The organism is Amycolatopsis alkalitolerans, from assembly GCF_006152065.1.
Taxonomy (GTDB): Bacteria; Actinomycetota; Actinomycetes; order Mycobacteriales; family Pseudonocardiaceae; genus Amycolatopsis_E; species Amycolatopsis_E alkalitolerans.
This window is the reverse complement of record NZ_VDFW01000026.1, coordinates 71,308-98,050: the sequence shown is the minus strand read 5'-3', so window position 1 is coordinate 98,050 and position 26,743 is coordinate 71,308. Positions and strand designations below refer to the sequence as shown.

30 protein-coding genes and 1 pseudogene are annotated in these 26,743 nt (G+C 69.8%); 6 read left to right on the top strand and 25 right to left on the bottom strand.

Annotation, left to right across the window (positions count from 1 at the left end):
* Positions 1–621: pseudogene (locus FG385_RS25320) on the bottom strand (radical SAM protein); the annotation flags it as partial.
* A gap of 92 nt (positions 622–713) precedes the next feature.
* Here FG385_RS25320 and FG385_RS25315 point away from each other — a divergent pair.
* Positions 714–1,319, top strand: a complete 606-nt coding sequence (locus FG385_RS25315) for a PadR family transcriptional regulator (protein WP_139099291.1) — start codon at positions 714–716, stop codon at positions 1,317–1,319.
* On the opposite strand, the gene FG385_RS25310 is transcribed toward FG385_RS25315, so the two are convergent.
* A complete protein-coding gene (locus FG385_RS25310; protein WP_139099290.1) occupies positions 1,274–2,089 on the bottom strand; it encodes a class I SAM-dependent methyltransferase in 816 nt (271 codons plus the stop codon). The genes FG385_RS25315 and FG385_RS25310 overlap by 46 nt on opposite strands.
* An 82-nt stretch (positions 2,090–2,171) precedes the next feature.
* Here FG385_RS25310 and FG385_RS25305 point away from each other — a divergent pair, with 82 nt between their 5' ends.
* On the top strand, positions 2,172–3,017 hold the full coding sequence (locus FG385_RS25305) for a VOC family protein (RefSeq protein WP_139099289.1): 846 nt from the start codon (positions 2,172–2,174) through the stop codon (positions 3,015–3,017).
* Here FG385_RS25305 and FG385_RS25300 read toward each other — a convergent pair.
* The 5 genes from FG385_RS25300 to rpsB form a co-directional block, all read right to left on the bottom strand.
* Entirely contained in the window at positions 3,014–3,907 is an 894-nt protein-coding gene (locus FG385_RS25300; RefSeq protein WP_139099288.1) for a phosphatidate cytidylyltransferase, read from the bottom strand. The two genes, FG385_RS25305 and FG385_RS25300, sit on opposite strands and share 4 nt — an antisense overlap.
* Positions 3,907–4,464, bottom strand: coding sequence for a ribosome recycling factor (frr, locus tag FG385_RS25295; protein ID WP_139099287.1), 558 nt, complete (start codon positions 4,462–4,464; stop codon positions 3,907–3,909). The genes FG385_RS25300 and frr overlap by 1 nt, the downstream gene beginning before the upstream one ends.
* A 47-nt stretch (positions 4,465–4,511) precedes the next feature.
* Positions 4,512–5,258, bottom strand: a complete 747-nt coding sequence (gene pyrH / locus FG385_RS25290) for a UMP kinase (protein ID WP_139099286.1) — start codon at positions 5,256–5,258, stop codon at positions 4,512–4,514.
* A 108-nt stretch (positions 5,259–5,366) separates the two neighbouring features.
* Positions 5,367–6,185 (bottom strand): translation elongation factor Ts, encoded by an 819-nt coding sequence (gene tsf, locus FG385_RS25285; RefSeq protein ID WP_139099285.1) that lies wholly within the window; start codon positions 6,183–6,185, stop codon positions 5,367–5,369.
* Positions 6,186–6,220: 35 nt separating this feature from the next.
* A complete protein-coding gene (rpsB, locus tag FG385_RS25280) occupies positions 6,221–7,054 on the bottom strand; it encodes a 30S ribosomal protein S2 (protein WP_139099284.1) in 834 nt (277 codons plus the stop codon).
* Between the two features lie 347 nt (positions 7,055–7,401).
* Between rpsB and FG385_RS25275 the strand changes: the two genes are divergently transcribed.
* The gene (locus FG385_RS25275; protein ID WP_139099283.1) at positions 7,402–7,959 is read left to right on the top strand and encodes a M23 family metallopeptidase; all 558 of its coding nucleotides are present in this window, start codon (positions 7,402–7,404) and stop codon (positions 7,957–7,959) included.
* Between the two features lie 3 nt (positions 7,960–7,962).
* Here the strand turns inward: FG385_RS25275 and FG385_RS25270 are convergent, their stop codons facing one another.
* Entirely contained in the window at positions 7,963–8,742 is a 780-nt protein-coding gene (locus tag FG385_RS25270) for a FliA/WhiG family RNA polymerase sigma factor (protein WP_235022785.1), read from the bottom strand.
* A gap of 522 nt (positions 8,743–9,264) precedes the next feature.
* Here FG385_RS25270 and FG385_RS25265 point away from each other — a divergent pair.
* Entirely contained in the window at positions 9,265–9,504 is a 240-nt protein-coding gene (locus tag FG385_RS25265; protein ID WP_139099282.1) for a hypothetical protein, read from the top strand.
* Positions 9,505–9,542: 38 nt separating this feature from the next.
* Here FG385_RS25265 and FG385_RS25260 read toward each other — a convergent pair whose 3' ends face one another.
* Together FG385_RS25260 and FG385_RS25255 are read right to left on the bottom strand one after the other, a co-directional pair.
* Positions 9,543–10,538: a tyrosine recombinase XerC gene (locus FG385_RS25260; protein ID WP_139099281.1), complete on the bottom strand. Its 996-nt coding sequence runs from the start codon at positions 10,536–10,538 to the stop codon at positions 9,543–9,545.
* Positions 10,539–10,801: 263 nt separating this feature from the next.
* Positions 10,802–11,413 (bottom strand): TetR/AcrR family transcriptional regulator, encoded by a 612-nt coding sequence (locus tag FG385_RS25255; protein ID WP_139099280.1) that lies wholly within the window; start codon positions 11,411–11,413, stop codon positions 10,802–10,804.
* Between the two features lie 85 nt (positions 11,414–11,498).
* Here FG385_RS25255 and FG385_RS25250 point away from each other — a divergent pair, with 85 nt between their 5' ends.
* A complete protein-coding gene (locus FG385_RS25250; protein ID WP_139099279.1) occupies positions 11,499–12,380 on the top strand; it encodes an SDR family oxidoreductase in 882 nt (293 codons plus the stop codon).
* Positions 12,381–12,609: 229 nt separating this feature from the next.
* On the opposite strand, the gene FG385_RS25245 is transcribed toward FG385_RS25250, so the two are convergent.
* From FG385_RS25245 to ffh, 15 genes are all read right to left on the bottom strand, one after another.
* Positions 12,610–12,900 (bottom strand): hypothetical protein, encoded by a 291-nt coding sequence (locus tag FG385_RS25245; protein WP_139099278.1) that lies wholly within the window; start codon positions 12,898–12,900, stop codon positions 12,610–12,612.
* A gap of 327 nt (positions 12,901–13,227) precedes the next feature.
* The gene (gene dprA / locus FG385_RS25240) at positions 13,228–14,385 is read right to left on the bottom strand and encodes a DNA-processing protein DprA (protein WP_139099277.1); all 1,158 of its coding nucleotides are present in this window, start codon (positions 14,383–14,385) and stop codon (positions 13,228–13,230) included.
* A 1,105-nt stretch (positions 14,386–15,490) separates the two neighbouring features.
* Positions 15,491–17,002: a YifB family Mg chelatase-like AAA ATPase gene (locus FG385_RS25235; RefSeq protein ID WP_139099276.1), complete on the bottom strand. Its 1,512-nt coding sequence runs from the start codon at positions 17,000–17,002 to the stop codon at positions 15,491–15,493.
* Positions 17,002–17,382, bottom strand: coding sequence for a YraN family protein (locus FG385_RS25230; protein WP_139099275.1), 381 nt, complete (start codon positions 17,380–17,382; stop codon positions 17,002–17,004). Before FG385_RS25230 ends, FG385_RS25235 begins: the two co-directional genes overlap by 1 nt.
* A 123-nt stretch (positions 17,383–17,505) precedes the next feature.
* Positions 17,506–17,829: a DUF2469 domain-containing protein gene (locus tag FG385_RS25225; protein WP_027946358.1), complete on the bottom strand. Its 324-nt coding sequence runs from the start codon at positions 17,827–17,829 to the stop codon at positions 17,506–17,508.
* Complete coding sequence (locus tag FG385_RS25220; RefSeq protein WP_200834642.1) at positions 17,826–18,653, bottom strand: ribonuclease HII; 828 nt, start codon at positions 18,651–18,653, stop codon at positions 17,826–17,828. Before FG385_RS25220 ends, FG385_RS25225 begins: the two co-directional genes overlap by 4 nt.
* A 3-nt stretch (positions 18,654–18,656) precedes the next feature.
* Positions 18,657–19,589: a signal peptidase I gene (gene lepB, locus FG385_RS25215; RefSeq protein ID WP_139099274.1), complete on the bottom strand. Its 933-nt coding sequence runs from the start codon at positions 19,587–19,589 to the stop codon at positions 18,657–18,659.
* 24 nt (positions 19,590–19,613) lie between these two features.
* Positions 19,614–19,973, bottom strand: coding sequence for a 50S ribosomal protein L19 (gene rplS / locus FG385_RS25210; RefSeq protein WP_139099273.1), 360 nt, complete (start codon positions 19,971–19,973; stop codon positions 19,614–19,616).
* Positions 19,974–20,105: 132 nt separating this feature from the next.
* Positions 20,106–20,861, bottom strand: coding sequence for a tRNA (guanosine(37)-N1)-methyltransferase TrmD (trmD, locus tag FG385_RS25205; RefSeq protein WP_139099272.1), 756 nt, complete (start codon positions 20,859–20,861; stop codon positions 20,106–20,108).
* Positions 20,862–20,871: 10 nt separating this feature from the next.
* The gene (gene rimM / locus FG385_RS25200; RefSeq protein WP_139099271.1) at positions 20,872–21,390 is read right to left on the bottom strand and encodes a ribosome maturation factor RimM; all 519 of its coding nucleotides are present in this window, start codon (positions 21,388–21,390) and stop codon (positions 20,872–20,874) included.
* Positions 21,391–21,400: 10 nt separating this feature from the next.
* Positions 21,401–21,640, bottom strand: coding sequence for an RNA-binding protein (locus FG385_RS25195; RefSeq protein ID WP_020671256.1), 240 nt, complete (start codon positions 21,638–21,640; stop codon positions 21,401–21,403).
* The gene (gene rpsP / locus FG385_RS25190) at positions 21,637–22,065 is read right to left on the bottom strand and encodes a 30S ribosomal protein S16 (protein WP_139099270.1); all 429 of its coding nucleotides are present in this window, start codon (positions 22,063–22,065) and stop codon (positions 21,637–21,639) included. The genes FG385_RS25195 and rpsP overlap by 4 nt, the downstream gene beginning before the upstream one ends.
* A 164-nt stretch (positions 22,066–22,229) precedes the next feature.
* Positions 22,230–23,024 (bottom strand): CPBP family intramembrane glutamic endopeptidase, encoded by a 795-nt coding sequence (locus FG385_RS25185; protein ID WP_139099269.1) that lies wholly within the window; start codon positions 23,022–23,024, stop codon positions 22,230–22,232.
* Positions 23,025–23,192: 168 nt separating this feature from the next.
* A complete protein-coding gene (locus FG385_RS25180) occupies positions 23,193–24,257 on the bottom strand; it encodes an amidohydrolase family protein (RefSeq protein ID WP_139099268.1) in 1,065 nt (354 codons plus the stop codon).
* Positions 24,257–25,777, bottom strand: coding sequence for a signal recognition particle protein (ffh, locus tag FG385_RS25175; protein WP_139099267.1), 1,521 nt, complete (start codon positions 25,775–25,777; stop codon positions 24,257–24,259). The genes FG385_RS25180 and ffh overlap by 1 nt, the downstream gene beginning before the upstream one ends.
* Before the next feature lie 520 nt (positions 25,778–26,297).
* On the opposite strand from ffh, the gene FG385_RS25170 reads away from it, so the two are divergent.
* The gene (locus FG385_RS25170) at positions 26,298–26,735 is read left to right on the top strand and encodes a MarR family winged helix-turn-helix transcriptional regulator (protein WP_139099266.1); all 438 of its coding nucleotides are present in this window, start codon (positions 26,298–26,300) and stop codon (positions 26,733–26,735) included.
* The last annotated feature ends 8 nt before the right edge of the window (positions 26,736–26,743 follow it).

Sequence of the window (26,743 nt, the reverse complement as noted above, 5' to 3'; positions counted from 1 at the left end):
GCCAAGGCCCCCCGGCGCCGGATCGGTGATCCGGCGGACCGCGGCCACGACCCGCTTGTAGTTCGCCAGCGGTTCGCCCATGCCCATGAACACGATGTTCGACAGCCGTCCCGGCCCGCCGGGCATCCGCCCGTCCCGCATCACGGCCGCCGCCGAGCGCACCTGGTCCACGATCTCGGCGGTGGACAGGTTGCGCTCCAGGCCACCTTGCCCGGTCGCGCAGAACGGGCACGCCATCCCGCAGCCCGCCTGACTCGAAATACACAGGGTCGCGCGGTCGGGGTACCGCATCAGGACGCTTTCGAGCAGCGTCGCGTCGTGCGCGCGCCACAACGTCTTGCGGGTCGCGCCTTCGTCACATTCCAGCGCCCTGACCTCGGTCAGCAGCGGTGGCATCAGCTCCCCGACCAGCCGTTCGCGTGACGCGGCCGGGATGTCGGTCATCGCCTCGGCGTCGACCGTCAGCCGGGAGAAGTAGTGGTTCGACAGCTGCTTGGCGCGGAACGGCTTCTCACCGAGTTCGGCGACGGCTTCGGCCCGCTCGGCGACGGTGAGGTCGGCGAGGTGGCGCGGCGGCAACCCGCGTTTGGGCGCTTCGAAGACCAGGGGAAGGGCACTCATGACCGTTCCAGTGTGCCATGACCTGCACGGTTGCATGCCGACTGTTTCCGATATATCGTGAACATGTCGGAACAAGTCGAAAGGAGACCGACATGAGAAACCGTCCACCTTTTCCCCCACGTCCTGACGCGCGAGGCGCGTTCGGCCCCTGGCCTCGCGGCTTCGGCGAATTCCCTCCCGGCTGGGGCCCCGGCGGCCCGATGCGCGGCCACCTGCGCGGGCATCACCGCGGCGGCCGGCGTGGCCGGCGCGGCGACGTGCGCTCCGCGATCCTGACCCTGCTGGCCGAGCAGCCGCGTCACGGTTACGAGATCATCAGCGAGATCGCCGCGCGCAGCGGCGGATTCTGGCGCCCGAGCCCGGGTTCGGTGTACCCGACGCTGCAACTGCTCGCGGACGAAGGCCTGGTCACCAGCCGCGACGAGGGCGGCAAGAAGCTGTTCGAGCTCACCGACGAGGGCCGCGCGGCCGCCGAGCGGCAGGACGGCGCCCCGCCGTGGGAGCAGATCGCGCACGATGTCGACCCGACCGAGATCGACCTCCGCAAGGCGGGCGCCACACTGGCCGCCGCGGCGATCCAGGTCTCGCAGGCCGGCACGCCGGATCAGAAGAGGCGCGCCGTCACCGTCCTCAACGAGGCGCGGCGCTCGCTCTACGGCATCCTCGGCGAGATCGACACCGAGGAAGACGAAGAGTGACCGGGCAGCACGAGGCCGGTGGGCTTCTCGCGCACATGTACGCGATACCCCACCGGCACCGTGTACCCGTCGTCGCCGCCGGCGCGTAGCACGTCTTCGATCGCGTTCGCGGCGACCTCCGGGCTGAACTCGATCTTCAGCACCGACACCAGCTCCGTCCTCGTGCGAAAGGACCAGCGCGTCGCGACCCGGCGGCAGCGAAAACCGTTGCGGGCGAAGAAGTTCTCCACGGCCGCGGGATCGTAATGCGGCAGATCCGCCCGCATCCACTGGCCATACGGCTCGGCCGTCGCGTCCAGATCGACGATCACGAGCGCACCGCCAGGCCTCAGGATCCGGTCGGTTTCCCGCAGTCCGGGCTCGCAACCGGGGCCGAAGAAGTACGCGGTACGGGCGTGCACGACATCCACACTCGCGTCCGGAACGGGTATCCGGTGCGCGGAACCCGCGAGCACGCGCACGTTCGAGACGCCGTCGAGCCTGCGGCGCGCCCGGCGTACCAGTGGTTCATGCGGCTCGACGCCGATCACCGTCTTCGCTTCGCGGGCGAACTCCGGTAAGTGGAATCCGTCGCCGCAGCCGAGGTCGAGCACGTCGCGGCCGGCCCACGCGGCCTCTTCCACGAGCACCCGCCAGATCTCGCGGTCGATGTCCTGCGCGCGATTCTCGAGTTCGTAGACGTCGGTGTGGTACCAGATGTTCGGACTGGGGACCACGGCCCGCCCGCCGCGGGCAAGCGCTTTCAGCCCGCGGCGGGCGGCGTTCCGCATGACCGCAGCATACGGGAGCGCGGCACGAAAAAGTCTCGCCACGGACGTAGACTCGAACCTCCCTGGGGATAGGAGGCTCGCCATGGCACCCGGTCCGACGGCCACCCGATCCATACTCCCCTCGGGTATACCGTGCTGGGTCGAGCTCGCCACCTTGGACGAGGAAGCCACGCACCGGTTCTACAGCGGGCTCTTCGGCTGGAGCTTCCACGTCAACCGCGATCCCGCGACCGCCAACGGCCGCTACCTCATCGCGTCGCTCGCCGGCCGGGACGTCGCCGGGAGCTACCTCGCTGCCGCCGGGCAGACCAGTCTCTGGACGATCAACATCTCCGTGCACAGCACGGCGAACGCCGCCGAATGGACAGAGCATCTCGGCGGGCGGGTGACGCTCGGGCCCGTCGCCATCCCGAACCGCGGGAGCATCCTGCACGTCACCGACCCGGCCGGTGCGCCCGCGGTCTTCTGGCAGCCGGCATCGACCTGGGACTTCGTCAGCGGCGTACCGAACACGTTCGCCAACGCGGATCTCAATACACACCACGGCGACGCGGCCGACGGGTTCTTCTGCCGGCTCTTCAACTACACGTCCCGGCAGATCGGGGACAACCGCGGCGTGGACTACGTCGAATGGTGTCTCGACCTGGAGCCGGTGCTGTACCGGTACGTGATGGGTCCCGAGTACCCGGCTGACACGGTGCCGCACTGGATGGTCTACTTCGACGTCGATCCGGCGCGCGGTACCGACGCGACGGCCGGGCACGCGCTGATGCTGGGCGGCCGCATCGTCGTCGAACCGTACGACTCGCCGTGGGGCCGGATCGCGATCATCGCCGACCCGTGCGGCGCGGTGTTCTCGGTGATCGACCGCGGCGTGATCGACGAGGACTTCGGCCGCGCCGAGGTCGACGATCCCTACGACGACTAGAAGCCGAGGAACGCCGACAGCAGCACCCACGACACGACGGCCGAAGGCAGCAGCGAGTCCAGGCGGTCCATCAGGCCACCGTGACCGGGCAGCATCGTGCCCATGTCCTTGACACCGAGGTCCCGCTTGATGAGCGACTCGACGAGATCGCCGAGGGTCGCGGTGAGCACGATCGCCGCGCCGAACAGCACACCCTGCCAGACGTGGCCGTGCAGCAGGAAGTGCACCGTCAGCCCGCCCGCGACGATGCCGGCGACGAGCGAACCGGTGAAGCCTTCCCAGGTCTTCTTCGGACTGATCGACGGCGCCATCGGGTGTTTGCCCTTGAGCACCCCGGCCGCGTACCCGCCGGTGTCGGACGCGACCACGCCGATCATGAAAGTCAGCACGCGCCCGACGCCGTCATGCGGCGGGACGAGCATCGCCGCGAACGAGGCGAACAGCGGCAGGTACGCGGCGGCGAACACGGAAGCCGACGTGTCCCGCAGGTAGCCTTCCGCGCCACCCCGCAGCCGCCAGAGCAGGCACACCAGCACCGTGAGCGCGAACGCGATCACCGTGCCCTTGAGCCCGAACGGCCAGGTCAGCCAGATCATCGCCTGCCCGCCGGCCAGCAGCGGGATCAGCGCGAGCCTGATGCCCGCCGCCCGCCGCACCGCCTGCGCGAACTCGATCGTGCCGACCGCGATCGCGACCGCGATGATCCCGATGAACAGGTACCGCACGGTGAGCAGCGAAACGAGGATCGCCGCCCCCAGCACGAGCCCGACCCCGATCGCCGCGGGCAGGTCTCGTCCGGCCCGCGACGGCTTCTTCGCCGGTTGAGCGGGCTCGTCCGGCTCCGGAGAAGGCATCGGGGCCTTCTCCCGTTCGTCACTCACCTGGGCCATCAGACCTCGAGCAGCTCGGATTCCTTGTGTTTCACCAGCTCGTCGACCTGGGCAACATAGTTGTCGGTGAGGTTCTGCAGCTCCTTCTCGGCCCTGGCGACGTCGTCTTCGCCGGCTTCGCCGTCCTTGGCGATACGGTCGAGCTCCTCCTTGGCCTTGCGGCGCACCCCACGGATGTGCACCTTGGCGTCCTCGCCCTTGCCCTTGGCCATCTTGACCATCTCGCGGCGCCGTTCCTCGGTCAGCTGCGGGATCACGATGCGGATGATCTGACCGTCGTTGCTGGGGTTCACCCCCAGGTCGGAGTCGCGGATCGCCTTCTCGATGGCGCCGAGCTGCCCCTGGTCGTACGGTTTGATGATCGCCATCCGCGCCTCGGGGATGTTGACGCTGGCCATCTGGTTCAACGGCATCGTGGCGCCGTAGGCCTCGACGACCACGCGGGAGAACATCGAGGGGTTGGCCCGACCGGTCCGCACCGACGACAGATCCTCTTTCGCGAAGGACACCGCTTTTTCCATCTTCTCCTCGGCGTCGAGGAGGGTCTCGTCGATCACGGCTACTCCCGTTTCGTGCTCTGTTGTCTCCGGTGATCCCACCAGGGCTAGGCGGTCAGCCCGTCGGTGGGGGTGCTGACCAGTGTCCCGATCCTCTCACCGCGCACCGCTCGCGCAATGTTTCCCTCGGTGAGCAGGTTGAACACGATGATCGGCATGTTGTTGTCCATACAGAGGCTGAAGGCCGTCGCGTCGGCGACTTTCAGCCCACGTTCGAGTACCTCCCGGTGCGTGATCTCCTCGAACATCTTGGCGCCCGGGTCGGTCTTCGGGTCCGCGGTGAACACGCCGTCGACGGCCTTGGCCATGAGGACGGCCTCGCACCCGATCTCCAGCGCCCGCTGGGCGGCCGCGGTGTCCGTGGAGAAGTACGGCATCCCGACGCCGGCGGCGAAGATGACCACGCGGCCCTTCTCCAGGTGCCGCTCGGCGCGGCGCGGGATGTAGGGCTCGGCGACCTGGCCCATCGTGATCGCGCTCTGCACGCGCGTGGGCACGCCCTCCTTCTCCAGGAAGTCCTGCATCGCGATGCAGTTCATCACGGTGCCCAGCATCGCCATGTAGTCGGCACGGTCGCGGTCCATACCACGCTGGGACAGCTCCGCGCCGCGGAAGTAGTTGCCGCCGCCGATGACCACCGCCATCTGCACCCCGGTGCGCACCACGTCGGCGATCTGCTCGGCAACCGAATGCACGACGTCCGGATCGACGCCGAGCGACCCGCCGCCGAGCATCTCCCCACCCAGTTTCAGCAGTACCCGCCGATAGCCGCCGTCGGCCCGTTGCTCCGTCACGCCCGTCACCTCCGCTGGTACCGCTCCGCCCGCCAGTGCTTCTTCGGCATCGTGCCCCGTCCCCGAAGTCGCCGGAGACGGGGCACGATACGCGTCGGCCGCCGAAGCCTACTGCTGGCCCACCTCGAAACGAGCGAACCGGGTGACGGTCACGCCCGCGGCGTCGAGCAGCTGCTTCACGGTTTTCTTGTTGTCGGTCACCGAGGGCTGCTCGAGCAGCACGGTGTCCTTGTAGAAGGCGTTGACCTTGCCCTCGATGATCTTCGGCAGAGCCTGCTCGGGCTTGCCCTCGCTCCGGGCGGTCTCCTCGGCGATACGGCGCTCGTTGTCGACCAGCTCGGCCGGCACCTGCTCGCGGGTCAGGTACTTCGGCTTGAGCGCCGCGATCTGCAGCGCCGCGCCGCGAGCGGCATCGGCGTTGTCGCCCGTGTACTCGACCAGCACGCCGACGGCCGGCGGCAGGCCGGCGCCGCGGCGGTGCAGGTACGTCTCGACGGTGCCGTCGAACGAAGCGACCCGGCGCAGGACCAGCTTCTCGCCGATCTTCGCGGCCAGCTCCTGCACGGCGTCGCTGACGGTCTGGCCGCCTTCGAGCGCCGCCGCGCCCAGCTTCTCGACGTCGTCGGTGCGGGCGGCCTTGGCCGCCGCCACGATCTTGTCGGCGAGCTGCTGGAACTGCTCGTTCTTGGCGACGAAGTCGGTCTCCGAGTTGAGCTCGATCAGCACGCCGCCGTCACCGGCCACGAGGCCCTCGGCCGTGGCGCGCTCGGCGCGCTTGCCGACGTCCTTCGCACCCTTGATGCGAAGGAACTCGACGGCCTTGTCGAAGTCGCCGTCGTTCTCCTCGAGGGCCCGCTTGCAGTCCATCATGCCGGAGCCGGTGATCTCGCGGAGGCGCTTCACGTCCGCCGCGGTGTAGTTCGCCATCGTGTTTCCTTCGGAAGTCTCGCGGGAAGGCTGGATCAGGAGGAAGTGGTCTGCTCGGCGGCCTGCTGCTCGCCGCCTTCACTGCCGGCCAGCAGTTCCTTTTCCCATTCGGCCAGCGGTTCGTCGGAGGCGACGCCGGGCTCCGGCTTGTCCTGGCCCTCCGGAGCCGAACCGTTGCGGCCCGAACGGGCCAGCAGACCGGCGGCGGCCGCCTCCGCGACGACCTTCGTCAGCAGCGCCGCGGACCGGATCGCGTCGTCGTTGCCCGGGATCGGGTAGTCCACCTCGTCCGGGTCGCAGTTGGTGTCGAGCACCGCGACCACCGGGATGTTCAGCTTGCGCGCCTCGCCGACCGCGATGTGCTCCTTCTTGGTGTCCACGATCCAGACGGCGGAGGGGACCTTCGCCATGTCGCGGATACCGCCGAGCGTCTTCTCCAGCTTGTCCTTCTCGCGGGTGAGCGTGAGGATCTCGCGCTTGGTCAGGCCCTGGAAGCCGCCGGTCTGCTCCTGCGACTCGAGCTCCTTGAGGCGCTGGAGCCGCTTGTGCACGGTCTGGAAGTTGGTGAGCATGCCGCCGAGCCAGCGCTGGTTGACGTAGGGCATGCCCACGCGCTGCGCCTCACTGGCGATCGCTTCCTGCGCCTGCTTCTTGGTGCCGACGAACATGATCGTGCCGCCGTGCGCGACGGTCTCCTTGATGAACTCGAAGGCACGGTCGATGTAGGTCAGCGTCTGCTGCAGGTCGATGATGTAGATGCCGTTGCGCTCGGTGAGGATGTAGCGCTTCATCTTCGGGTTCCAGCGCCGAGTCTGGTGCCCGAAGTGGACACCCGAGTCGAGCAGCTGCTTCATGGTGACGACGGCCATGGCCGGATTCGCACCTCTATCTGTCTTGAGCGCGCCGGGGTGAGCCGGCCCGCTGGGTCGGTTTGTCGCCGCCGGCCGGGTGGCCGCCAGCCCTGGTGCCGTACCGGTGCCCGGACCCCGCCGAAGCGGGGACCGCCGGGCGCCGCGCGTCCCACCGGCCAGTCACTGGATGATGGGGCATGTACGTACACGCGAAGTCAGCCTGCGCAGGGCAGGCCGCTCAAACAGTGTACGCCCAGGCGCATGTGCGCTCAGCACGGGCAAGGTGAACGACCGCCAGTTATCCACATCCCCCCGGTTATCCACAGAATCGCATTCTGTTTCCCCACAAACACACTCAGTGCGCGATGCTGGAAAACGTGCACCTGATCCCGCGTCCGGCCCTCCCACTGGTGATGGGAGTGCTGATGCTGCTCGCCACGGCAGGCCTCGCGCCGTCGGCGGCGGCGCCGCAGGCACGGGCCGCCGCCGATCCCCGGTTCTCCTGGCCGCTGGCTCCGGCGCCCGCGGTCACCAGGCCGTTCGAGCAGCCGGAAACGGCCTACGAACCAGGCCACCGCGGCGTGGATCTGGCTGCGGCGCCGGGCCAGCAGGTGCTCGCGGCGGGTCCGGGCGTGGTCGTGTTCTCTGGCCAGGTCGCCGGCCGGGGCGTCGTCTCGATCGACCACGACGGCGGCCTGCGGACGACATACGAGCCGGTCAGCCCGCTCGTCGCGGCCGGTGCGCAGGTGTTCGCGGGGCAGCCGATCGGGGCCGTCGAGCCCGGGCATCCAGACTGTCCCGTCGCCGCCTGCCTGCATTGGGGTGTGCGGCGAGGAGAGGAGTATCTGAACCCGCTGGCCCTGATCCGCACGGAATCGGTGATCAGGCTGAAGCCCTGGGCTCGATCGTCGGTGCCGCCTTAGCGCCTATCCGGTGAGGCGGGCCCGCAGGCGGAGCACAGCCCGGGTGTGCAACTGGCTGACCCGCGACTCGGTGACACCGAGGACCTTGCCGATCTCGGCCAGGGTCAGGCTCTCGAAGTAGTAGAGGCTGACCACGATCCGGTCGCGTTCGGTGAGCTGGGCGATGGCCTCGGCCAGTTGCCGCCGGTTGTCGCGGTCGACCAGTACGGCGACGGGGTCGACGGCGTCATCGTCGGGGAGCGTGTCGACGAACGACCCGCTGTCCTTCCCCGCCGCGACGAGGTCCTCGAGCGCGACGACGCTGGTCAGCCGTAGCTGGCCGTAAAGGTCGCGCAACTCGTCGAGCCCGATGCCGAGTTCCCCGGCCAGTTCGGTGTCGGTCGGCGTGCGGTGCAGCCGCGCGCCGAGCCGTTCCAGCGCGCGCTCGGCTTCCCGCAACCGGCTTCGCACTACCCGGGGCACCCAGTCCTGAGATCGGAGGTCGTCAAGGATCGCACCACGAATGCGCTGCATCGCGTAGGTCTCGAACCGCCAGCCGCGCTCGGGATCGAACTTCTCGATCGCGTCGATGAGCCCGAAGATGCCGGACTGCACGAGATCCCCGACGTCGACGTGCGTGGGCAGCCCGGTGCCCACCCGCCCGGCGACATACTTGACCAGGGGTGCGTAGTGCAGCACGAGCCGCTCACGCAACCGCTGGTTCGGCATCGTCCGGAACTCGCGCCACAACGCGTTGATCGCAGCGTCGACCTCGTTGGGTGCATTATCGCCGGCGCCCTTCACCGCACCGGCGGCGCCAACCCCACCCCCGGCCGCGCCGGACGTCGCTGCGCCCGCGCCGGACGCCTCCGCGGGGGACCCCGCAGTGCCCGCGGCCGCAGTTCCCCCGGGCGCGACCGCGGTCCCCCCAGGCGCGGGCACGTCCTCACCCGGGTGAGCCGTGTCCCCAGCGCCAGCCCTGTCCCCAAGACGAGCTATCTCACCAGGACGAGTCGTCTCACCAGGACGAACCGCGTCCCCAGCGCGAGCCACGCCCCCAGGACCAGCCGCTTCCCCAGAACCGGCCACGTCCCCAGCACTGGCCGCTCGCCCAGCACGAGTCGCTTCCCCGGCGCGGGCCGCGTCCCCAGAACCAGCGACCTCGCCACTGCCGTCCACGTCCCCAGAACCAGCCGTCTCACCAGCGCGCGCCGCTTCCCCAGCTCCAGCCGCTTCCCCAGCGCCAGCCGTATCGCCGCGGCCAACTGTGTCTTCGGGACGAGCCGCGTCACCAGGGGAGCCGCTGTTCGGGGACGAGGCGCCAGAGTGGTTCGCCACCGTGCGGACCGCGCCGTTCTCGCGACCGCCCTCGCCTGGCTGTTCACCGCTCTGCGGACCCCCGCGGCGTGGCGCGCGGGCGGGTTCGGCGGGTACACCGGAGTCGCCGTTCGGACGGGCATCCGAACGGTCGGCGTCGGTGAGTCGCAGGTCGGCCGTCACGCGGCGGCCGCTCTCGTCAGCGGGCTCAGTTCGGTCTCCGGGCTCATGTCTGGTCGCTGGTGGTGAGGGCGGCCCGGCCGGTCCGCCCCGATCGCTTCCCGGGATCATCGGGCACGAGGGTGGGCTCGGTCGTGGATCGCCTTCAGCCGCTCGACTGTCACGTGAGTGTAGAGCTGTGTCGTCGCCAGCGTAGCGTGACCGAGCAGTTCCTGAACGCTGCGGAGATCCGCCCCTCCCTCGAGCAGGTGGGTCGCCGCGGTATGCCGCAGCCCATGGGGGCCGATGTCCGCGGCCCCAGGCACCGAGCCGACGGCATCGTGGACCACCCGCCGCACGGCGCGCGGGTCGAGCCGGCCACCGCGAACGCCCAGGAACAACGCGGAGGAACCGCCCTTGCCCGGCCGGGCGGCCATCGCCGGCCGGCCGCTGTCCAACCACGACCGCAACGCGTGGCCGGCCGGAACACCGAACGGGACAACGCGCTCCTTGCCGCCTTTGCCGAACACCCGCACGACCCGGCTCCCGAAATCCACGTCGTCGACGTCGAGACTACAAAGCTCGGACACGCGGACCCCCGTGGCGTACAACAACTCCAGCACGGCGTGGTCCCGCAGTGCTTCCGGATCCAATTCGGCCGCGCCCGCGCCCGCGGCTCGCAGGACTTCGCCCGTCTCGTCGTGCCTCAGGACCGCGGGGAGTGTCCGATGCGTCCGGGGCGACACGAGTCGCGCGCCCGGGTCGGCCCCGATCGCACCCTGCCGTCGCGCCCAGGCCGTGAAGGTGCGCGCCGACGCCGAGCGACGAGCCAGCGTCGTCCGGCCGGCGCCGCCGCCGCGCTGGTCAGCCAGCCAGGCACGAAGCGAGGCGACATCCAACCCGGCCAAGGCCTCGCGATCGTCGTCGGCTCCGTGGTCACGATGAAGGAACCCGAGAAGCGAGATCATGTCGCCGACATACGCGCGGACCGTATGCGCGGAAAGCCCGCGCTCCAGGCGCAGGTGCCGCTCGAAGTCATCCAGCAACCTGTCCGCCGCCGCGGGCAAAGCAGCCCGAACCTGCCGGAGATCGATCCGGCCTACTTCGTCCTTCCTCACGGCCATGGCTAGCCGCGCGCCTTCTCGCCGCAGTTGAGAGGCACGCGAATCGGGCACGAAACGGAGTCAGGAGTGCGCACAGCGTACGCGCGTTCGGTCACCGAGCGTTCACCAGAGACCACCGTCATGGGTACTCACGCTGGGCGAATATGGCGCGATGGTCAAGTATCGCCACACCACATCACCGGCCGATAACGCGCCGACAGCCAGGCTTTGGTGACACAAACCCTGTTCGCGATTGACGGTGTCAACCGCGTGGGTGGCCGTAGTCAACGACCCTCGTCAATGCTTCCGGCCGGACGCGGGCCCAACAACGAGGCCGCGCTGTGCAAGTCAGCCAGCGCCGCCAACGCGTAGTGCGCAAGCCCGTCCGCGCCATCACCTTCACCCTCGGACCACTGGGCGTAGCCCCGCTTGAACGCGAGCACGCCTAGCTCGCTGGCTAGCTGCGCAACGGGGTCGGGGACGCCACGAGCGACGAGCGCCGCCGTCATCGCTGCCGCGAGACCAACGCTTTTGAGCGCGTCCCGCTCCTGGAGCTCGGCGCTGGCCGCAACCGCTGCCCTGATCCGCGGCCCGAGCTCGCGGTTGACCGGCCCCATTGCACTCGAGGCGCGCTCCAGTCCGGCGGCGACCGCATCAAGCGGGCTGGCATCGGCAGACGATTCGGTAATCCCTTCGGCGAGCAGGGTGCTCAGCGTCTCTTGGCCGGCGACCAGGACCTCTCGCTTGTCGGCGAAATGTCGGAAGAACGTACTCCTGGTAACCCCGGCCCGCTCCGCGATCTGGGCCACTGTCGTGGCGTCGTAACCCTGCTCGGTGAACAGGTCGACGGCCGCGACGACCAGCCGCTCCCGCGCCCCCGGTTCCCATCGTGCCACGCCCCCATCGTAGGTGATGCGACACATGTGCCATCACTCGTGTACTGTGATGCGACAGAAGTCCCATCACTTCGAGGAGAACCTCATGCGCGTCTTCGTCACTGGCGGTACTGGCACCATCGGCTCCGCCGTGGTCGCTGAACTGCTCCGCAACGGCCACGCCGTCCTCGCGCTCGCCCGCTCGGACAGTTCAGAGCGGACTCTGAAGGACGCCGGCGCCGAGGTGTTGCGTGGAGGGTTGGCAGACCTCGACGTGCTGCGTGCCGGCGTCGCGCAGGCCGACGGTGTGATCAGCTTGGCTTTCGGTCGCGACTTCAGCAGTCCGGAAGCCCTCGCGGCGGCCATCGCCGAGGAAAGCGCCGCCATGGCCACTTTGGGTGAGGCACTGGTCGGCAGCGATCGACCCATCGTCACCGTGTCCGGAACGCCATCGGCGCCCGGCCGCGCCTCCACCGAGACCGACCCGGTGCGGACCGATGGACCGGTAGGAGAGCGTGGCCGCTCGGTGAACGCACTGCTGTCGCTGACCTCACACGGTGTTCGCGCCACGTCCGTCCGAATGCCGCGCACGGTTCACAACCGGGGCGAAGGTGGCTTCGCCGGCCTGCTGACCAAGGCCGCCCGCAACTCTGGGATCGTCGGCTACCCCGGCGACGGCACGCAACGCTGGCCAGCCGTGCACGCCCTCGACGCGGCGGTCCTATTCCGCCTCGCTCTGGAGTCCGCGCCGGCGGGGACGGCGTGGCATGCGGTCGCCGACGAGGGCGACGCAGTGCGCGACATCGCGGAGATCATCGGCCGACGGCTCGATCTGCCCGTCCAGCAGGTGCCTGAGGAGACCTTCGGTCCGTTCGGCCCGATCTTCGCCATGGACCAGCCGGCGTCCAGTGCCCACACCCGCGAGGTCCTCGGGTGGCGGCCGACGCACCCGAGCCTTCTCGACGACCTGGAGAACGTCCAACCGTGAGCCTTCGCGCGTAGCGATCGATTCCGCGATGAGCGGGCCGGATCTCGGGAGACGAGGTACCCGACGGCCTTGATCGCGGCCGCGGCGTCTCGCCCCGCTTATCCAGCCGTTGCGGCTATCGTCGCCGAACATCAAGGATCCACGAACCGAGACTGACCTCGATGACGTCGCCGTGAGACAACGGGAGTTCCGCAAGCCGACCACGATCGATACGTGGTGCGCACTGGGCTCACCGGGAGCATTGGGCGGGCCGCGCCGTGCTGGAGATGTCCGGGAGGCTGGTGATCAGTCGTGCCGCCATGCGGTACCCGGCCTCGGCGGCCTGACGCTCCCCAGCCATCTCCAGCAGGTGCGTCCGGACTGCGTGCAGGCGATGGTGCCGGGACATCCGGTCGTCAGCATCCGGCGGCTCAAGGAGGGCGAGTCCACCTACCGGACCACGCACCACGGCGACCGCGACGGCACGGTTGTAGCAGGCCCGCACCTCTGCCGGATCGTTTCCGGTGATCTCGAAGTGCACCGTCGGCTGAAGGTCGGAGCGGCCTCGACATCCGCCAGCGAAGATTTCGGGACGGCGGGTGCTCGTCGCGGGCGCGCGGCCGAGTGGATGGACATGCCGCGGCCCGGCGCATAGGTCCGCACGAACGCGACGTCGCGACAAGCGCACTGGCCAGGCCCTCTTCCGGCGCACTGAACAAAACGCCCTCGTGGCCGACCCGCTTCGGCAAGAGGGCCACCTCCACAACCTGGACAACGGACCCACCGAGACGATCAACGGGCGACTCGAACACTCCCGACTTCCGTCACGTGAAGACAACACCTCCTCGGTTCGTCTCGAACTGGCCCATTAGGCGCTTTCCTGGGTTCTCCCGACGACACGTCGTTGCTGCCAACCACTTTCATCGCACTGAACCAGCCCCTCGAGTTCGAGCGCGGGCAGCAACGCGCGAACCCGGGGTACGGGCACGCCGGATTCGGTCGCGATCTGCTCGGCCGATTTGCCCTGACGCCGCTGGAGCGCCTCGTGCACCCGGAGCGCGTCCTGCTCCAGACCATCCGTGCGGCGCTTCGGCCAAAGCCGCTCGGCCGTCGCTGTGCCCAGCTTGCCCACGATGTCGATCACGTCGTCGACGGACGCGACCAGCGTGGCGGCGGAGTTCCGGATGAGGTCATGGCAGCCCGCGGACGTCGCCGAGCTGATCGGCCCCGGCACGGCCATCACGAGCTTGCCCAGCGCCATGGCTGTGTTCGCGGTGTTGCGCGCTCCGCTACGCCGGCCGGCCTCGACCACGACGGTGCCCTCGGTCAGCGCGGCGATCAGGCGATTCCGGACGAGGAAGCGGTGGCGGGCCGGCCTGGTTCCCGGCGGATACTCACTGACGACAAGCCCGCGTTGCTCGGCGATCTTGCCGAGCAGGATGGTATGCCCGGAGGGATAGCCGGCGTCCAGACTGCAGCCCAGCAACGCGACGGTCACCCCGCCCGCGGCGAGGGCTCCGCGGTGCGCGGCGCCGTCGATGCCGAAGGCCGCACCGGAGATGACGGACAGTTCGCGCCGCGCCAAGCCGAAGGCGAACTCGCCCGCCACGTTTTCGCCGTAGCCGCTCGCCGCCCGAGATCCGACGATCGCCACCGCGGCCTCGGCAGCCTTGTCGAGCCGGGCCGCGCCGCGTGCCCATAGGGCCAGGGGTGGGGCACCGCTCTGGAGTCCCCGCCGCCCGGCGACGTCGAGGCACAGGAGCGGCCAGGCTGGCCACTCGTCATCCTCGGGGATGATCAGGCGGGCGCCGTCGCGCTCTCCTGCTTCGAGGTCCGACTCCGCGCGGTCGTTGTCGCGCCGGGCAGCCGTTTCGTCGGCGACGGATTGGGGGCATTTCCCCGCCCTGACAGCCTTTGCCGCGGCAATCGGCCCCACTTCCGCCGCGAAGGCCGCCAACGCGCGGGCCGGCGGTTCGGCGACCCGCAACAGATAGGCCCGCGCGAGTCGCTCTTCGGTCACCACCATGCTCGGCTCCGTCCGGTCGAAGCCGCCGCGCGGGCCCGGGCGAGGTGGCCATGAGAAACAGCCGGGCGTGGGCGCGGCGAGGACAGGTGCAGACGGTTTGGGCCCGCGCCAGCGAGCGAGGACCTGCGCGGGGCAGTGAGGAGCGCGGAGGTCGTGCGGATCTCCGGTCCCGGAGCCCCGGAGCGGCGGCGCCACGGTCGGCAACCGGCCCGGGGTCCTCCGGCCGGAGCAGCCGCGCGGGCCCGGGCGGACCGTCTGGCGAGGTGGCGATGAGAAACAGCCGCGCGTGGGCGCCGCGAGCACGGGTGTAGACGGCCTGGGCCCGCGCCAGCGAGCGAGGACCTGCGCGGGGCAGTGAGGAGCGCGGAGGTCGTGCGGGTCTCCGGTCTGCGGAACTCCATAGCGGCGACAGGTTCGGCACCAGGTCCGGCGTCGCGGCCGCGCAGGCCCGGGCGGGCCGTTGCCGATCGACGTGGCGATGAGACGCAACCAACCACGGGCGCGGCGAGGCCGGGTACGGATTGTGCAGGCCCGTATCGGGTGGCGAGGTCGCGCGCGGCGGTGGAAAGCGGGGAGGTCATGCGACTTTCCGGTCTCGGAAGCCCAGGACGGCGGTAGCACGGTCGGCACCCGGCCCGGGGTCCTCCGGCCGGAGCAGCCGCGCGAGCCTGGGCGGACCGTTGCCGATTGGGGCAGCGACGAGACGTAGCTAGGCCTTCGCGCCGCGAGGTCCGGTGCGGGCGGTGCGGGCCCGCGGCGGGTGGTGAGGCCTCGCGCGCGGCGGTGGGGAGCGGGGAAGTCACGCAGCTCTCCGATACCGGAACACCCAAGCGACCCCCGCATAGTCCGACCGCCGACCCACGTGACGCGGCCTCGCCCGCGGCGGTGAGAGGCAGGGAAGTCACGCAGCTCTCCGGGAGCGGAACACCCAAGCGACCCCCGCATAGTCGGACCGCCGACCGAGTTGACGCGGTCATACACGCGGCGGTGAGGGACAGAGGGGTCACGCAGCCCTCCGGTACCGGAACACCCAAGCGGCCGCGGCACAGTCCGACCGCCGACCGAGGTGGCGCGGCCTCGCCCGCGGAGGTGAGAGGCAGGGAAGTCATGCGGCTCTCCGGTCTCGGAACTCCAGTGCGGCGGCCACGTGGTCGGCACTGGGTTCGGGGTCGGCGGCCAGGTCGGCCAGGGTCCAGGAGAGGCGCAGGCAACGGTCGGCGCCGCGGGCGGACAGGAGGCCCCGCTCGAGGCTGCGATCCAGCAAGGCGGTTGCGTGCCGTGGAAGTGCGAACTGGCGGCGTAGCGCCGGCCCGGGGACCTCCGCGTTGGTGCGCCAGCCGTGCGCCGACCATCGGGTGGCCGCGCGGTCGCGGGCCGCCAGGACTCGTTCGCGCACCGCTTCTGTCGGCTCCGGGGCGCCGTCCGCGTGCGTGGTCATCGCGGTGATGGGACGCATGCGAACCCGGATGTCCACCCGGTCGAGCAACGGCCCGGAAAGCCTGTTCAGGTACCGGCGGCGGGCGGCCGGCGTGCAGGTGCAGTCGGTTTCCCGTGGCGGCGCGCACGGGCACGGGTTGGCGGCCAGGACGAGCTGGAACCGCGCCGGGTAGCGGACCGAACCCTTCGACCGGGCGATCCGGATCTCGCCTTCCTCGATCGCGGTGCGCAGGGACTCCAGGGCCTGGCCCGAGAATTCGCAAGCCTCGTCGAGCAGCAGCACCCCACGATGGGCCTGGCTGATCAGGCCCGGAGAGGCAAGTCCACTACCGCCCCCGACCAGGGCGGCCACCGACACCGAATGGTGCGGCGCCACGAATGGCGGCGTCGTCGCCAACGGTGCCGTCGGCGAAAGCGATCCGTGCACGGAATGGACCGCCGTCACCTCGAGGGCTTCTTCGATCGACAGCGTCGGCAGCAGGCCGGGCAACCGCTTCGCGAGCATCGTCTTGCCGACGCCCGGCGGCCCTGTGAACAGCACGTGATGACCGCCGGCGGCCGCGACCTCGAGCGCCCAGCGCGCTTCGGGCTGGCCGACCACATCCGTGAGATCCGGTGGTTTCGGTGGGTCGTTCCCGGCCGCGACCTCGGGCCTGACCAGCGTGCCCTCGCCTTCGAGCCAGGAGATCACATCTGCCAGGCGAGCCGCGCCGAAGATTTCCAGATCTTCGACGAGAGCCGCCTCGGACAGCGAATGCGCCGGGACCACGGCCCGTTTCATGCCCGCCTTCCGAGCGGCTATCAGCCCGGGCAGCACGCCGCGGATCTCGCGGACGCGGCCGTCCAGCGACAGCTCACCCAGCAGGATCGTGCCGGGCAGCCTGGTCGCGGGCACGCTCCCGGCGGCGGCCAGTACGGCGACCGCGATGGCCAGGTCGTAGCCCGAGCCCAGCTTGGGCAGGTCCGCGGGAGACAGGCCCAGGGTAAGCTTCTCCCCCGGCCATTGCCGACCGGAGTTGCGGACGGCGGAGCGCACCCTGTCCTTCGCTTCGCGGAGCCCGGCGTCGGGCAGGCCGACGAGCTTCGTGGTCGGCAGGCCGCCGCCGAGGTCGGCCTCGACCTCGATGAGCCGGCCGTCGATCCCGAGGACGGCGACCGACCAGGTGTGTCCGATCGGCATCAGAAGGCCCCGGGAAAGTGCTTGAGCCGGAACTCGCCGGCGGGATCGACCAGGACGGAGACCACGTCGAACCGGATCCGGCACCAGCCGACGTGACGGGCTCGGAGCCACTGGCCCGTGATGCGGCGGATACGGGCGATCTTCTCAGGCGTGACCGCCTCGGCCGGATCGCCGAAGTTCCGCCCCGCCCTGGTCTTCACCTCGCAGACCACGACCGTGCCGTAAGGATCGGTGGCCACGATGTCGAGTTCGCCCTCGCGGCAGCGCCAGTTCCGTTCCAGCACCACGAGACCGACCGACCCCAGATGCCGGGCGGCCAGCTCCTCGCCTTTGCGGCCGAGGTCGAGATGTGCGGCCGGTCTCGCGACAGCGTCGCTCACTGCTACCCCCAGTGCTCGGTTCTTCACGTCCGGTGAAGACGTTGCCAGGCTCGGCACTGGGTGCGCCAGAACGAATCGCGACACCTGTGGATAACCCACCTGTTGTGGACAAACCGGGCGGGATCAGCCCGAGAACGGACCGTCCTCGGGCAACCGCAGGTCCGGCTTCTCGAGCTCTTCGACGTTCACGTCCTTGAACGTGATGACACGCACGTTCTTCACGAAACGCGCCGGGCGGTACATGTCCCACACCCACGCGTCCGACATCCGCACCTCGAAGTACACCTCGCCACCACCGTCGCGGACCTGCACGTCCACGGCGTTGGCCAGGTAGAACCGGCGCTCGGTCTCCACCACATACGAGAACTGGCTGACGATGTCGCGGTACTCCCGGTACAGCGACAACTCCATCTCGGTCTCGTACTTCTCGAGATCCTCTGCGCTCATGGAATGCGCGCCCCTCCTCGCGAGCTCGGCCGACTTCCGGCGGCGGAACTCTCATTCTGACTCACGACGTCGTCAAGAGCACGCACCGGCGGCTCCTGCTGCTCCAGCGCGGCCGCGGTCAGCATCACCTTGTGCGGCGGCCGCGTCCCGTGCGCGGCCGCCGCCGTCGCCACGTTCGTGTAAGACCACCGATGTACCGCGCTGGGACCGTGCTCGGTGAGCGCCGCGCCGTGGTCGTTCGTCGTGTACCCCTTGTGCACGTCGAACCCGTACGCCGGATGCTCCCCGTGCAGGTCGACCATGATCCGGTCCCTGGTCACCTTGGCCAGCACCGACGCGGCCGCCACGCACGCGACCGCCCTGTCCCCCTTGATCACCGCCAGGCTCGGCGCGCCAAGCCCGGGCACCTTGAACCCGTCGGTCAGTACGTAGCCAGGCGCGGTCCGCAGCCCCGCGATCGCGCGGCGCATGCCCTCGATGTTCATCACGTGGATGCCGAGCAGGTCCACCTCGGCGGCCGGAATCACCACGATGGAGTAGTCGAGCGCCCGCGCTATCACCCGGTCGTAGACACGGTCGCGGGCCAGCGCCGTCAGCAGCTTGGAATCGGTCAGTTCCGTCAGCCGCGCCGCGTCACCGGGTTTGAGCACGCAGGCCGCGACCACGAGCGGGCCGGCGCAGGCACCGCGCCCCGCCTCGTCCACTCCGGCGACGGGACCGAGCCCGCGCCGTTCGAGCGCGGACGTCAAACCCCAGAACAGATCCCCCCGGACGACCGCCCGGGGTGGCCTGATCGGGGCCGCGAGCGCCGAAGAGCTACCCACTGGCTATCGCTTTCGCTTGGCCGCCCTGCGCACGCCGGACCCGAGCCTGCGGCTGAGCGACACCGCGGGCCAGGCCGCGGCCATCCCGACCCCGAGCGGCACACCCTGTTGCCAGTTGGGCGCACTCATCCCCAGCGCGACCGGTTGCGCGTTCTTCTGCGGGTTGGTGTCGCTGATCCCGCCCCATCTGCTGGGTGGCAGCACGATGATGCGGGCCTTGCCGATGATGTCGGAAACGGGCACGACGCCACGCAGCCCCCCGCCGCCCTGGCAGCGCGAATCGCATGAGTCGTTGCGGTTGTCCCCCATGACCCAGACGTCGCCCTTGGGCACCGTCACCGGATCGAACGGGTCCTGGTGCGGGTCGTTCGGATCCACCCAGTGGATGTAGGGCTCGTTGAGCGCCTTGCCGTCGACCACGACCCGGTTCTGCGCGTCGCAGCAGGACACGGTCTGGCCGCCGACGGCGATGATCCGCTTGACGAAGTCCCGCTCGTCCGGTGGCGCGAGGCCGAACACCGAGCCGATGTTCTGGAAGAACCGCACGACCGGGTTGCTTGAGCGCTCCACCGGGCCTTCGCTCTCGACCCACGGTTCGGGACCCTTGAACACCACGACGTCACCGGGGCTGGGATCGGTGAAGTCGTAGGTGATCTTGTCGACCAGGATCTTGTCGCCGTAACAGCCGGTGCAGCCGTGCAGCGTCGCCTCCATCGATCCCGACGGAATCGTGTAGACCCGGGCGAAGAATTGCTGGAAAACAAAGGCAAGAACCAGTGCGACCACGATCAGGATCGGCAACTCGACCCAGAAGGAACGCTGTTTCTTGGGCTTGCGGCGTCGCCGCTTTCCATTTGCGCCGGTTTCCGCATCTTCGCCGTTTTCGGCACGTTCCGGTTCGTCCTCAGCAGCGCTCGAGGGCACAGGTTCGACCACGTCGCCAGGCTACTAGGGCGCCGGTCAAGACGCCGTGGGGGCTTCGCGACGCTCCTTGATCTTCGCCGCCTTGCCGCGCAGCTCACGGAGGTAGTACAGCTTCGCGCGCCGCACGTCGCCGCGCTTGAAGACCTCGATCTTGGCGATATTCGGCGAGTGCACCGGGAAAGTGCGCTCGACGCCGACGCCGAACGAAACCTTGCGCACGGTGAAGGTCTCGCGAATGCCGCCGCCCTGACGGCGGATGACGACGCCCTGGAAGATCTGGTTGCGCTCGCGGTTTCCTTCGATGACGCGAACGTGCACCTTCAGCGTGTCACCCGGGCGGAAGTTCGGGATGTCGGAACGCAACGAGTGAGCGTCCAGGCTGTCCAGGGTGTTCATCGGGATTCCGTCCTTCGTCTGCTACGTGGTTCCGGGCGCGGACCAGCTCGGAAGCGATCGACCCGGGGGCTCATGGGGCGCGCAGGGAACCGCGCCAACCTGTCAAGTATTGCAGACGCGATCGCACCGGGATCACCCGGCCTGCCGCTGCTCCCCGCGCACGCGGTCGAGCAGCGCGAGATCACGCTCGTCCAGGCTACCCTCCGGCAACCGGTCCAGCAGTTCGGGCCGCCGCCGCAGGGTGCGCTCCAGCGCCTGGTCCCGCCGCCAGCGTTCGATCAGCGCGTGGTTGCCGGAGCGGAGCACTTCCGGCACCGGGAGTTCGCGCCAGATCTCGGGCCGCGTGTAGCTCGGTCCTTCGAGGAGGCCGTCGGAGAACGAATCCTGCTCCGCGGAGACGGGATTGCCGAGCACGCCGGGCAGCAGCCGCACCGTGGCCTCGACCATCACCAGCACCGCGGCCTCGCCACCGACCAGGACGTAGTCGCCGATGGACACCTCGTCGACCGGCATCCGGCGGGCGGCATCCTCGATGACCCGCTGGTCGATGCCCTCGTACCGGCCGCACGCGAAGACCAGGTGCTCCTCCCGCGCGTACGCCCGCGCCATCTCCTGCGTGAACGGCCTGCCGGCCGGCGTGGGCACGACCAGGCGTGTCGCTTCGCCGCATACGGTGTCCAGCGCTTCGCCCCAGACCTGCGGCTTCATCACCATGCCGGGGCCACCGCCGTAGGGCGCGTCGTCAACGGCGCGATGCACGTCGTACGTCCAGTTCCGCAGGTCGTGCACCTCGAGCTGGATGAGATCCCGCTCGATCGCGCGGCCCAGCAGCGCGGCCCGCAGCGGGTCCAGGTACTCGGGGAAGATCGTGATGACGTCGATCCGCATGGCGGCCCCACTATCCGGTTTCGTCGAGCAGGCCCTCGGGCGGGTCGAGTACGACCCGGCCCGCGGCCACGTCGACGACGGGCACGATCGCCCGCACGAACGGCACCAGTACCGTCCGGCCCTCGCGGTCCAGGCTGAGCAGCTCGCCACCGGGCGCGTGCACGATCTCCCGAACGGTGCCGACGGTCGTGCCGTCGGTGAGTTCCGCGCGCAGCCCTTCCAGCTCGTGGTCGTAGAACTCGTCGGGATCGTCCGCCGGCGGCAGGTCCGCGGTGTCGACGAGCAGCAGCATCCCGCGGGCCTGTTCGGCCTCGTCGCGGGAGCGGACCTCCTCGAACCGCACCAGCAGCCGCCCGCTGTGCGCGCGGGCGGCTGCGACGGTGAGCGACCGAGTGCTGCCGTCCCGGTGCCGCGCGGCGAGCACGGCACCTTCGGCGAACCGCTCGTCGGGCGAATCGGTGCGCACGTCTACGGCCAGTTCGCCGCGGATCCCGTGCGCTTTCGCGATCCGCCCGACCACGACCTCCACGGCGGCCGGGTCAGCGGTCGGTGTCGACGACGTCCACCCGGACGCCGCGGCCGCCGATACCGCCCATCACCGTGCGCAGCGCGGTCGCCGTCCGGCCGCCCCGGCCGATGACCTTGCCCAGATCGTCGGGGTGGACGTGCACCTCGAGCGTGCGGCCACGCCGGGTCGTGATCAGCTCGACCCGGACGTCGTCCGGATTGTCGACGATCCCGCGCACCAGGTGTTCGAGGGAGTCGGCGAGGAAGCTCACGCCTCCGCCTTACCCGCCTCGTCGGCCTCGGCCTTCTTCGGGGCCTTCTTCTTCGGCGTCGTCGCCTCGGTCGTCGGCTCCTCGCCGGCGGCGGCCAGCGCGGCATTGAACAGGTCCTGCTTCGACGGCTTCGGCTCGCGCACCTTCAGCGTGCCCTCGGCGCCCGGCAGGCCCTTGAACTTCTGCCAGTCACCGGTGATCTCGAGGATGCGCTGCACCGGCTCGGTCGGCTGCGCGCCGACACCCAGCCAGTACTGGGCGCGGTCCGAGTTCACCTCGATGAAGCTCGGCTCCTCCTTCGGGTGGTACTTGCCGATCGTCTCGATGGCCTTGCCGTCGCGGCGGGTGCGCGCGTCGGCGACGACGATGCGGTAGTACGGGGCACGGATCTTGCCCAGGCGCTGCAGCTTGATCTTGACGGCCACGGGTGTGGGTACTCCTTGGTTTTCTCGGTGCTCGCTGGTGCCGGGTCACGATCCGAGTGGGGAACGGACACGAGTACCCGAAGCTTTGGGTCGCCACGACACGGTGAGAGGGACCGGCCGCAGCGGGCAAGCGTCAATTGTGCCAGACGCCGCGGACGGGTGCGCTAGAGGGTCGTCACGCCCAGGGTGGTGAGCAGGAGCGCGACCGCCGGCAGGAAATTGTTCATCTGGTGCGCGACGATCGCCGCGGGCAGGCGGCCGGTGAACAGCCGCGCGAGCCCGATCGGGATCGCGATGACCAGCAACAGCGTCGTGCGCAGCGGTTCGAGGTGACTGACCGCGAACACCGCCGTGGACAGCAGGAACGCCGCGACCCTCGTCCACCGCTCGCCACCCCACGGCAGCCGTTCGACCGCGCCCCAGAGCAGGCCGCGATAGATGATCTCCTCACAGACCGGACCCAGCACGGCGAGGTAGATGAACATGATGATCGCGGCGGTCAGCGACATCGGCTGGTCCTCGACCAGCGCGCCGATCGCCGAGGTCGCGTTGCTCTCGCCGACGGCCTGGGTCCAGATGAACGCGCTGATCGTGGTCAGGACGAGCCCGAGCGCGCCGAGCTTGAGGCCCATCCGGATATCGGCCCAGCGCCATTCCAGGCGCAGGTCGATCCGCGGGCCGTTGCCACGCCACAGTGTGATCAGGACCGCGACGAGGGCGGCGAGAACGGTCGGGGTGATCGTGCCGATCAGGACGTCACTGACCGGGGTCGGCCTGCCGGGAGGCGCGGGGCCGAGCAGTACGCTGACGAACGCGGCCGAGGCCAGCAGGACCGCTTCGACGACGAGGAACGCGCCGAAGCCCCAGCGGTGCTCCGGTGGCGTGGCCGCTTCCGGCGACTCCAACGCCCCGGCCGGTTCGCCCGGCTGCGTCGACGTCACCCGCTGCCTCCATCCCATCCGTCCGAACCACTTCCCGAGCCTAGTCGCCATGGCTTCGCCGTTCAGGTGATCGGGCGACGGCGGACGGTGCGGGTGCGGCTCCGCTGCTCGACCCCAGCGCCCCCGTTCATGCCCTTCAGGCTATGTGGCGCCGTGCGACCGCCCGAACCCGGGCGGTGATCAGCGTCAGCGGACGAGGGCGCCGTTCAGCACGATGTGACGCGGTCTGCGCAGAACGGACAGATCCTCGCGGGGATCGGCGTCGCAGACGAGCAGGTCCGCGGGTGCGCCTTCGGTCAGCGACGGGTGCCCCAGCCATTCGCGTGCGGACCACGAAGCCGCGGCGAGGGCGTCCTCGCGGGACATGCCCGCCCGCCACAAGGCTTCGATCTCGTCGACGACGCGGCCGTGGGCCACCATCCCGCCCGCGTCGCTGCCGGCGTAGATCGTGACGCCCGCCGAGATCGCCGCACCGATCATGTCCGTCACGCCCGCGTGCAGCGCGCGCATATGGGCCGCGTAGACCGGGTACTTTCCGGCCCCGTCGGCGATGCCGGGGAAGTTCTCGATGTTGATCAGAGTCGGGACGAGCGCGGTCCCCCGACGCGCCATCTCCGCCAGCACGTCCGGCGAAAGGCCGGTCCCGTGTTCGAGGCAATCGATGCCCGCGTTGACCAGACCCGGCATCGCGTCCTCGCCGAAGACGTGCGCCGTCACCCGCGCGCCCGCCGCGTGCGCGACCTTGACCGCCTCCTCGAGCACGTCGTCCGGCCACAACGGAGCCAGGTCGCCCTTCGAACGGTCGATCCAGTCGCCGACCAGTTTGACCCAGCCGTCACCGTCCGCGGCCTGCGCGGCGACCGCGTCGAGTAGCCCGTCCGGGGACTCGAGGTCGATGCCGAGACCGGGGATGTAGCGCTTCGGCAACGCGAGATGCCGCCCGCAGCGGATCATCCGCGGCAGGTCGGCGCGTTCCTGCAGCGCGCGAGTGTCGATGGGCTGGCCGCAGTCCCGGATCAGCAGCGTGCCCGCGTCCCGGTCCACGCGCGCCTGCTCGATCGCTTCGTCCACAGTGGACGGGCCATGTACCCCGATCGCCGGGTGGCAGTGCGCGTCCACCAGGCCGGGCACCAGGAACCCCTCTGTCACAAGGGTTTGCGCGCCGTCGACCGGTTCGAAGGTGATCCGGCCGCCATCGATCCACAGATCGCGCCGTGCGCCATCGGGCAGCACGACACCGCTGAGGTGCATCACTTGTTCTTCGGCAGCTTGAACTTCGACGGGTCGAAACCGGGTACATCGTTCATGCCGCCACCCAGCTGGGACAGGTCCGGCCCGCCGCCGGGCGGGAGCATCGGCATCCCGCTGGGGAAACCGCCGCGCACCTTCGGCTGCGTCGGCCCGCGCCCCTTGCCCTTCTTGCCCTTCTTGCCTTTACGGCTCTTCGTGGCGCTACCACCGCCGAACCCGAACCGGCCCGCCATCTGCTGCATCATCTTGCGGGCCTCGAAGAACCGGTTCACCAGGTCGTTGACCTCGCGCACCGTCACCCCGGAACCCAGCGCGATACGCTGCCGGCGCGATCCGTTGATCATCTTCGGCTCGGCGCGCTCGGCGGGGGTCATGCCGCGGATGATCGCCTGCAGCCGGTCGAGCTGCTTGTCGTCGACCTGGGCCAACTGGTCCTTCATCTGCCCGGCGCCCGGCAGCATGCCCAGCAGGTTGCCGATCGGGCCCATCTTGCGGACCGCGAGCATCTGCTCGAGGAAGTCCTCCAGCGTCAGCTGGCCGGTGCCGAGCTTCGCCGCGGCCTTCTCGGCCTGCTCCTGGTCGAAGGCCTGCTCGGCCTGCTCGATCAGGGTGAGCAGGTCGCCCATGCCGAGGATGCGGCTCGCCATCCGGTCCGGGTGGAAGGTGTCGAAGTCCTCGAGCTTCTCACCGTTGGAGGCGAACAGGATCGGCTGGCCGGTGACCTGCCGGACCGACAGCGCGGCACCACCGCGGGCGTCGCCGTCGAGCTTGGTGAGCACCACGCCAGAGAACCCGACACCGTCGCGGAAGGCCTCCGCGGTGGTCACCGCGTCCTGACCGATCATCGCGTCGACGACGAACAGCGTCTCGTCGGGCGTCACCGCGTCACGGATGTCCGCGGCCTGCTTCATCAGTTCCTCGTCGACGCCGAGACGGCCGGCGGTGTCGACGACCACGACGTCGTGCTGCGCGTGCTTGGCCTCGTCGATGCCCCGGCGCGCCACGTCGACCGGGTCGCCCACGCCATTGCCCGGCTCGGGCGCGAACGTCGGCACTCCGGCCCGTTCGCCGACCACCTGGAGCTGGGTCACCGCGTTGGGTCGCTGCAGGTCACAGGCGACGAGCAGCGGGGCGTGGCCCTGCTTCTTCAGCCACAGCGCGAGCTTGCCGGCCAGCGTCGTCTTACCGGACCCCTGCAGACCCGCGAGCATGATCACCGTCGGCGGGTTCTTCGCGAGGTTGAGCCGCCTGGTCTCGCCGCCGAGGATCGCGACGAGCTCCTCGTTGACGATCTTGACGACCTGCTGGGCCGGGTTGAGCGCGCCGGAGACCTCGGCGCCCTTCGCACGCTGCTTGATCTGTGCGATGAACTCCCGCACGACGGGCAGCGCGACGTCGGCCTCAAGCAGTGCGATGCGGATCTCGCGCGCGGTGGCGTCGATGTCGGCGTCGGTCAGCCTCCCCTTGCCCCGCAGGTTCTGCAGGGTGGAGGTGAGCCTGTCGGAGAGGGTGTCGAACACGGGTGTGCACGCTCCAGCTGGTCGTGGTTGCTCCCCGACCAGGGTAGCCGCCCGCCGAGCGCGAGCTGCGGGGACCGCGAAGCCCGGTTGAACCGGTACTCAGCAAGTGCTGAACAACCCGGGAACTCGAACCCTGGTTTGAGGCGGAACAATCGCTCAGATTACTCGCTGTTCAAGCCCTACCGGTGGAACATGGTCTGGCGGTTCGCGGTGATGGTTGCGTCCTCGCTGGGCCAGCGGTGCGCTGAGCGTGCGCACCACGGGCCTGGCGAACACGATCGGCCAGCGCGTGATGAACGACCCGCGTCAGCGCAACCCGCCCGTCCTCGTTCTCGGTGCGGGAGGAACTGGACCGCCTCGCCGCGCGGCGCACGCACCGGCTGTCCACTGTGGAACACACCGACCAGATCGTGTACTGCACGAACGCCGGATCGTCGAGCGCGGCAAGCATGCCGAGCTCATGGCGCTCGGTGGGCGGTACGCCCGGTTGGTCCGGGGTGAAGCCGCCTAGGGTGAGGGCATGCCCGACGCCGATCCAGACCTGGCCGAGCTCGCGCACGCGGTGCGCGAAGGCGTCGGCAGACTCAACTGGCGCATGCGCGCGGAGCGGGACCGAAGCGGCCCGAGCGCGCTGGAGCTCGCGGTGCTCAGCCGCCTCTACCGCGCGGGCACCCAGACGCCGAAAGCCCTGTCGGATGGGGAGAAGATCCATCCGCAGTCGCTGACCCGGGTGCTCGCGGCGCTGGAGCGCGACGGCCTGGTCGCGCGGCGCACGGATCCCGAGGACGGGCGGCGCTCGTTGCTGAACATCACCGATCGCGGGCTGAAGACGTTGCGTGCTTACAGCGAGCAACGGGAGGAATGGCTGGCGGCGGCGATGGCCGACGTGCTCACCGAAACAGAACGGGACCTGCTGCGCCTCGCGGCGAAGGTGATGACCCGGCTCGCGGACAGCTGAGGTATGGG

Excerpts from the sequence above, each read along its gene's own strand:
- FG385_RS25315 (WP_139099291.1), top strand. The coding sequence starts at position 714 with ATGAGAAACCGTCCACCTTTTCCCCCACGTCCTGACGCGCGAGGCGCG.
- FG385_RS25310 (WP_139099290.1), bottom strand. The coding sequence starts at position 2,089 with ATGCGGAACGCCGCCCGCCGCGGGCTGAAAGCGCTTGCCCGCGGCGGG.
- FG385_RS25305 (WP_139099289.1), top strand. The coding sequence starts at position 2,172 with ATGGCACCCGGTCCGACGGCCACCCGATCCATACTCCCCTCGGGTATA.
- FG385_RS25300 (WP_139099288.1), bottom strand. The coding sequence starts at position 3,907 with ATGGCCCAGGTGAGTGACGAACGGGAGAAGGCCCCGATGCCTTCTCCG.
- tsf (WP_139099285.1), bottom strand. The coding sequence starts at position 6,185 with ATGGCGAACTACACCGCGGCGGACGTGAAGCGCCTCCGCGAGATCACC.
- rpsB (WP_139099284.1), bottom strand. The coding sequence starts at position 7,054 with ATGGCCGTCGTCACCATGAAGCAGCTGCTCGACTCGGGTGTCCACTTC.
- FG385_RS25275 (WP_139099283.1), top strand. The coding sequence starts at position 7,402 with ATGCTGGAAAACGTGCACCTGATCCCGCGTCCGGCCCTCCCACTGGTG.
- FG385_RS25260 (WP_139099281.1), bottom strand. The coding sequence starts at position 10,538 with ATGGCCGTGAGGAAGGACGAAGTAGGCCGGATCGATCTCCGGCAGGTT.
- FG385_RS25250 (WP_139099279.1), top strand. The coding sequence starts at position 11,499 with ATGCGCGTCTTCGTCACTGGCGGTACTGGCACCATCGGCTCCGCCGTG.
- dprA (WP_139099277.1), bottom strand. The coding sequence starts at position 14,385 with ATGGTGGTGACCGAAGAGCGACTCGCGCGGGCCTATCTGTTGCGGGTC.
- FG385_RS25235 (WP_139099276.1), bottom strand. The coding sequence starts at position 17,002 with ATGCCGATCGGACACACCTGGTCGGTCGCCGTCCTCGGGATCGACGGC.
- FG385_RS25225 (WP_027946358.1), bottom strand. The coding sequence starts at position 17,829 with ATGAGCGCAGAGGATCTCGAGAAGTACGAGACCGAGATGGAGTTGTCG.
- rplS (WP_139099273.1), bottom strand. The coding sequence starts at position 19,973 with ATGAACACCCTGGACAGCCTGGACGCTCACTCGTTGCGTTCCGACATC.
- trmD (WP_139099272.1), bottom strand. The coding sequence starts at position 20,861 with ATGCGGATCGACGTCATCACGATCTTCCCCGAGTACCTGGACCCGCTG.
- FG385_RS25185 (WP_139099269.1), bottom strand. The coding sequence starts at position 23,024 with ATGGGATGGAGGCAGCGGGTGACGTCGACGCAGCCGGGCGAACCGGCC.
- FG385_RS25180 (WP_139099268.1), bottom strand. The coding sequence starts at position 24,257 with ATGCACCTCAGCGGTGTCGTGCTGCCCGATGGCGCACGGCGCGATCTG.
- FG385_RS25170 (WP_139099266.1), top strand. The coding sequence starts at position 26,298 with ATGCCCGACGCCGATCCAGACCTGGCCGAGCTCGCGCACGCGGTGCGC.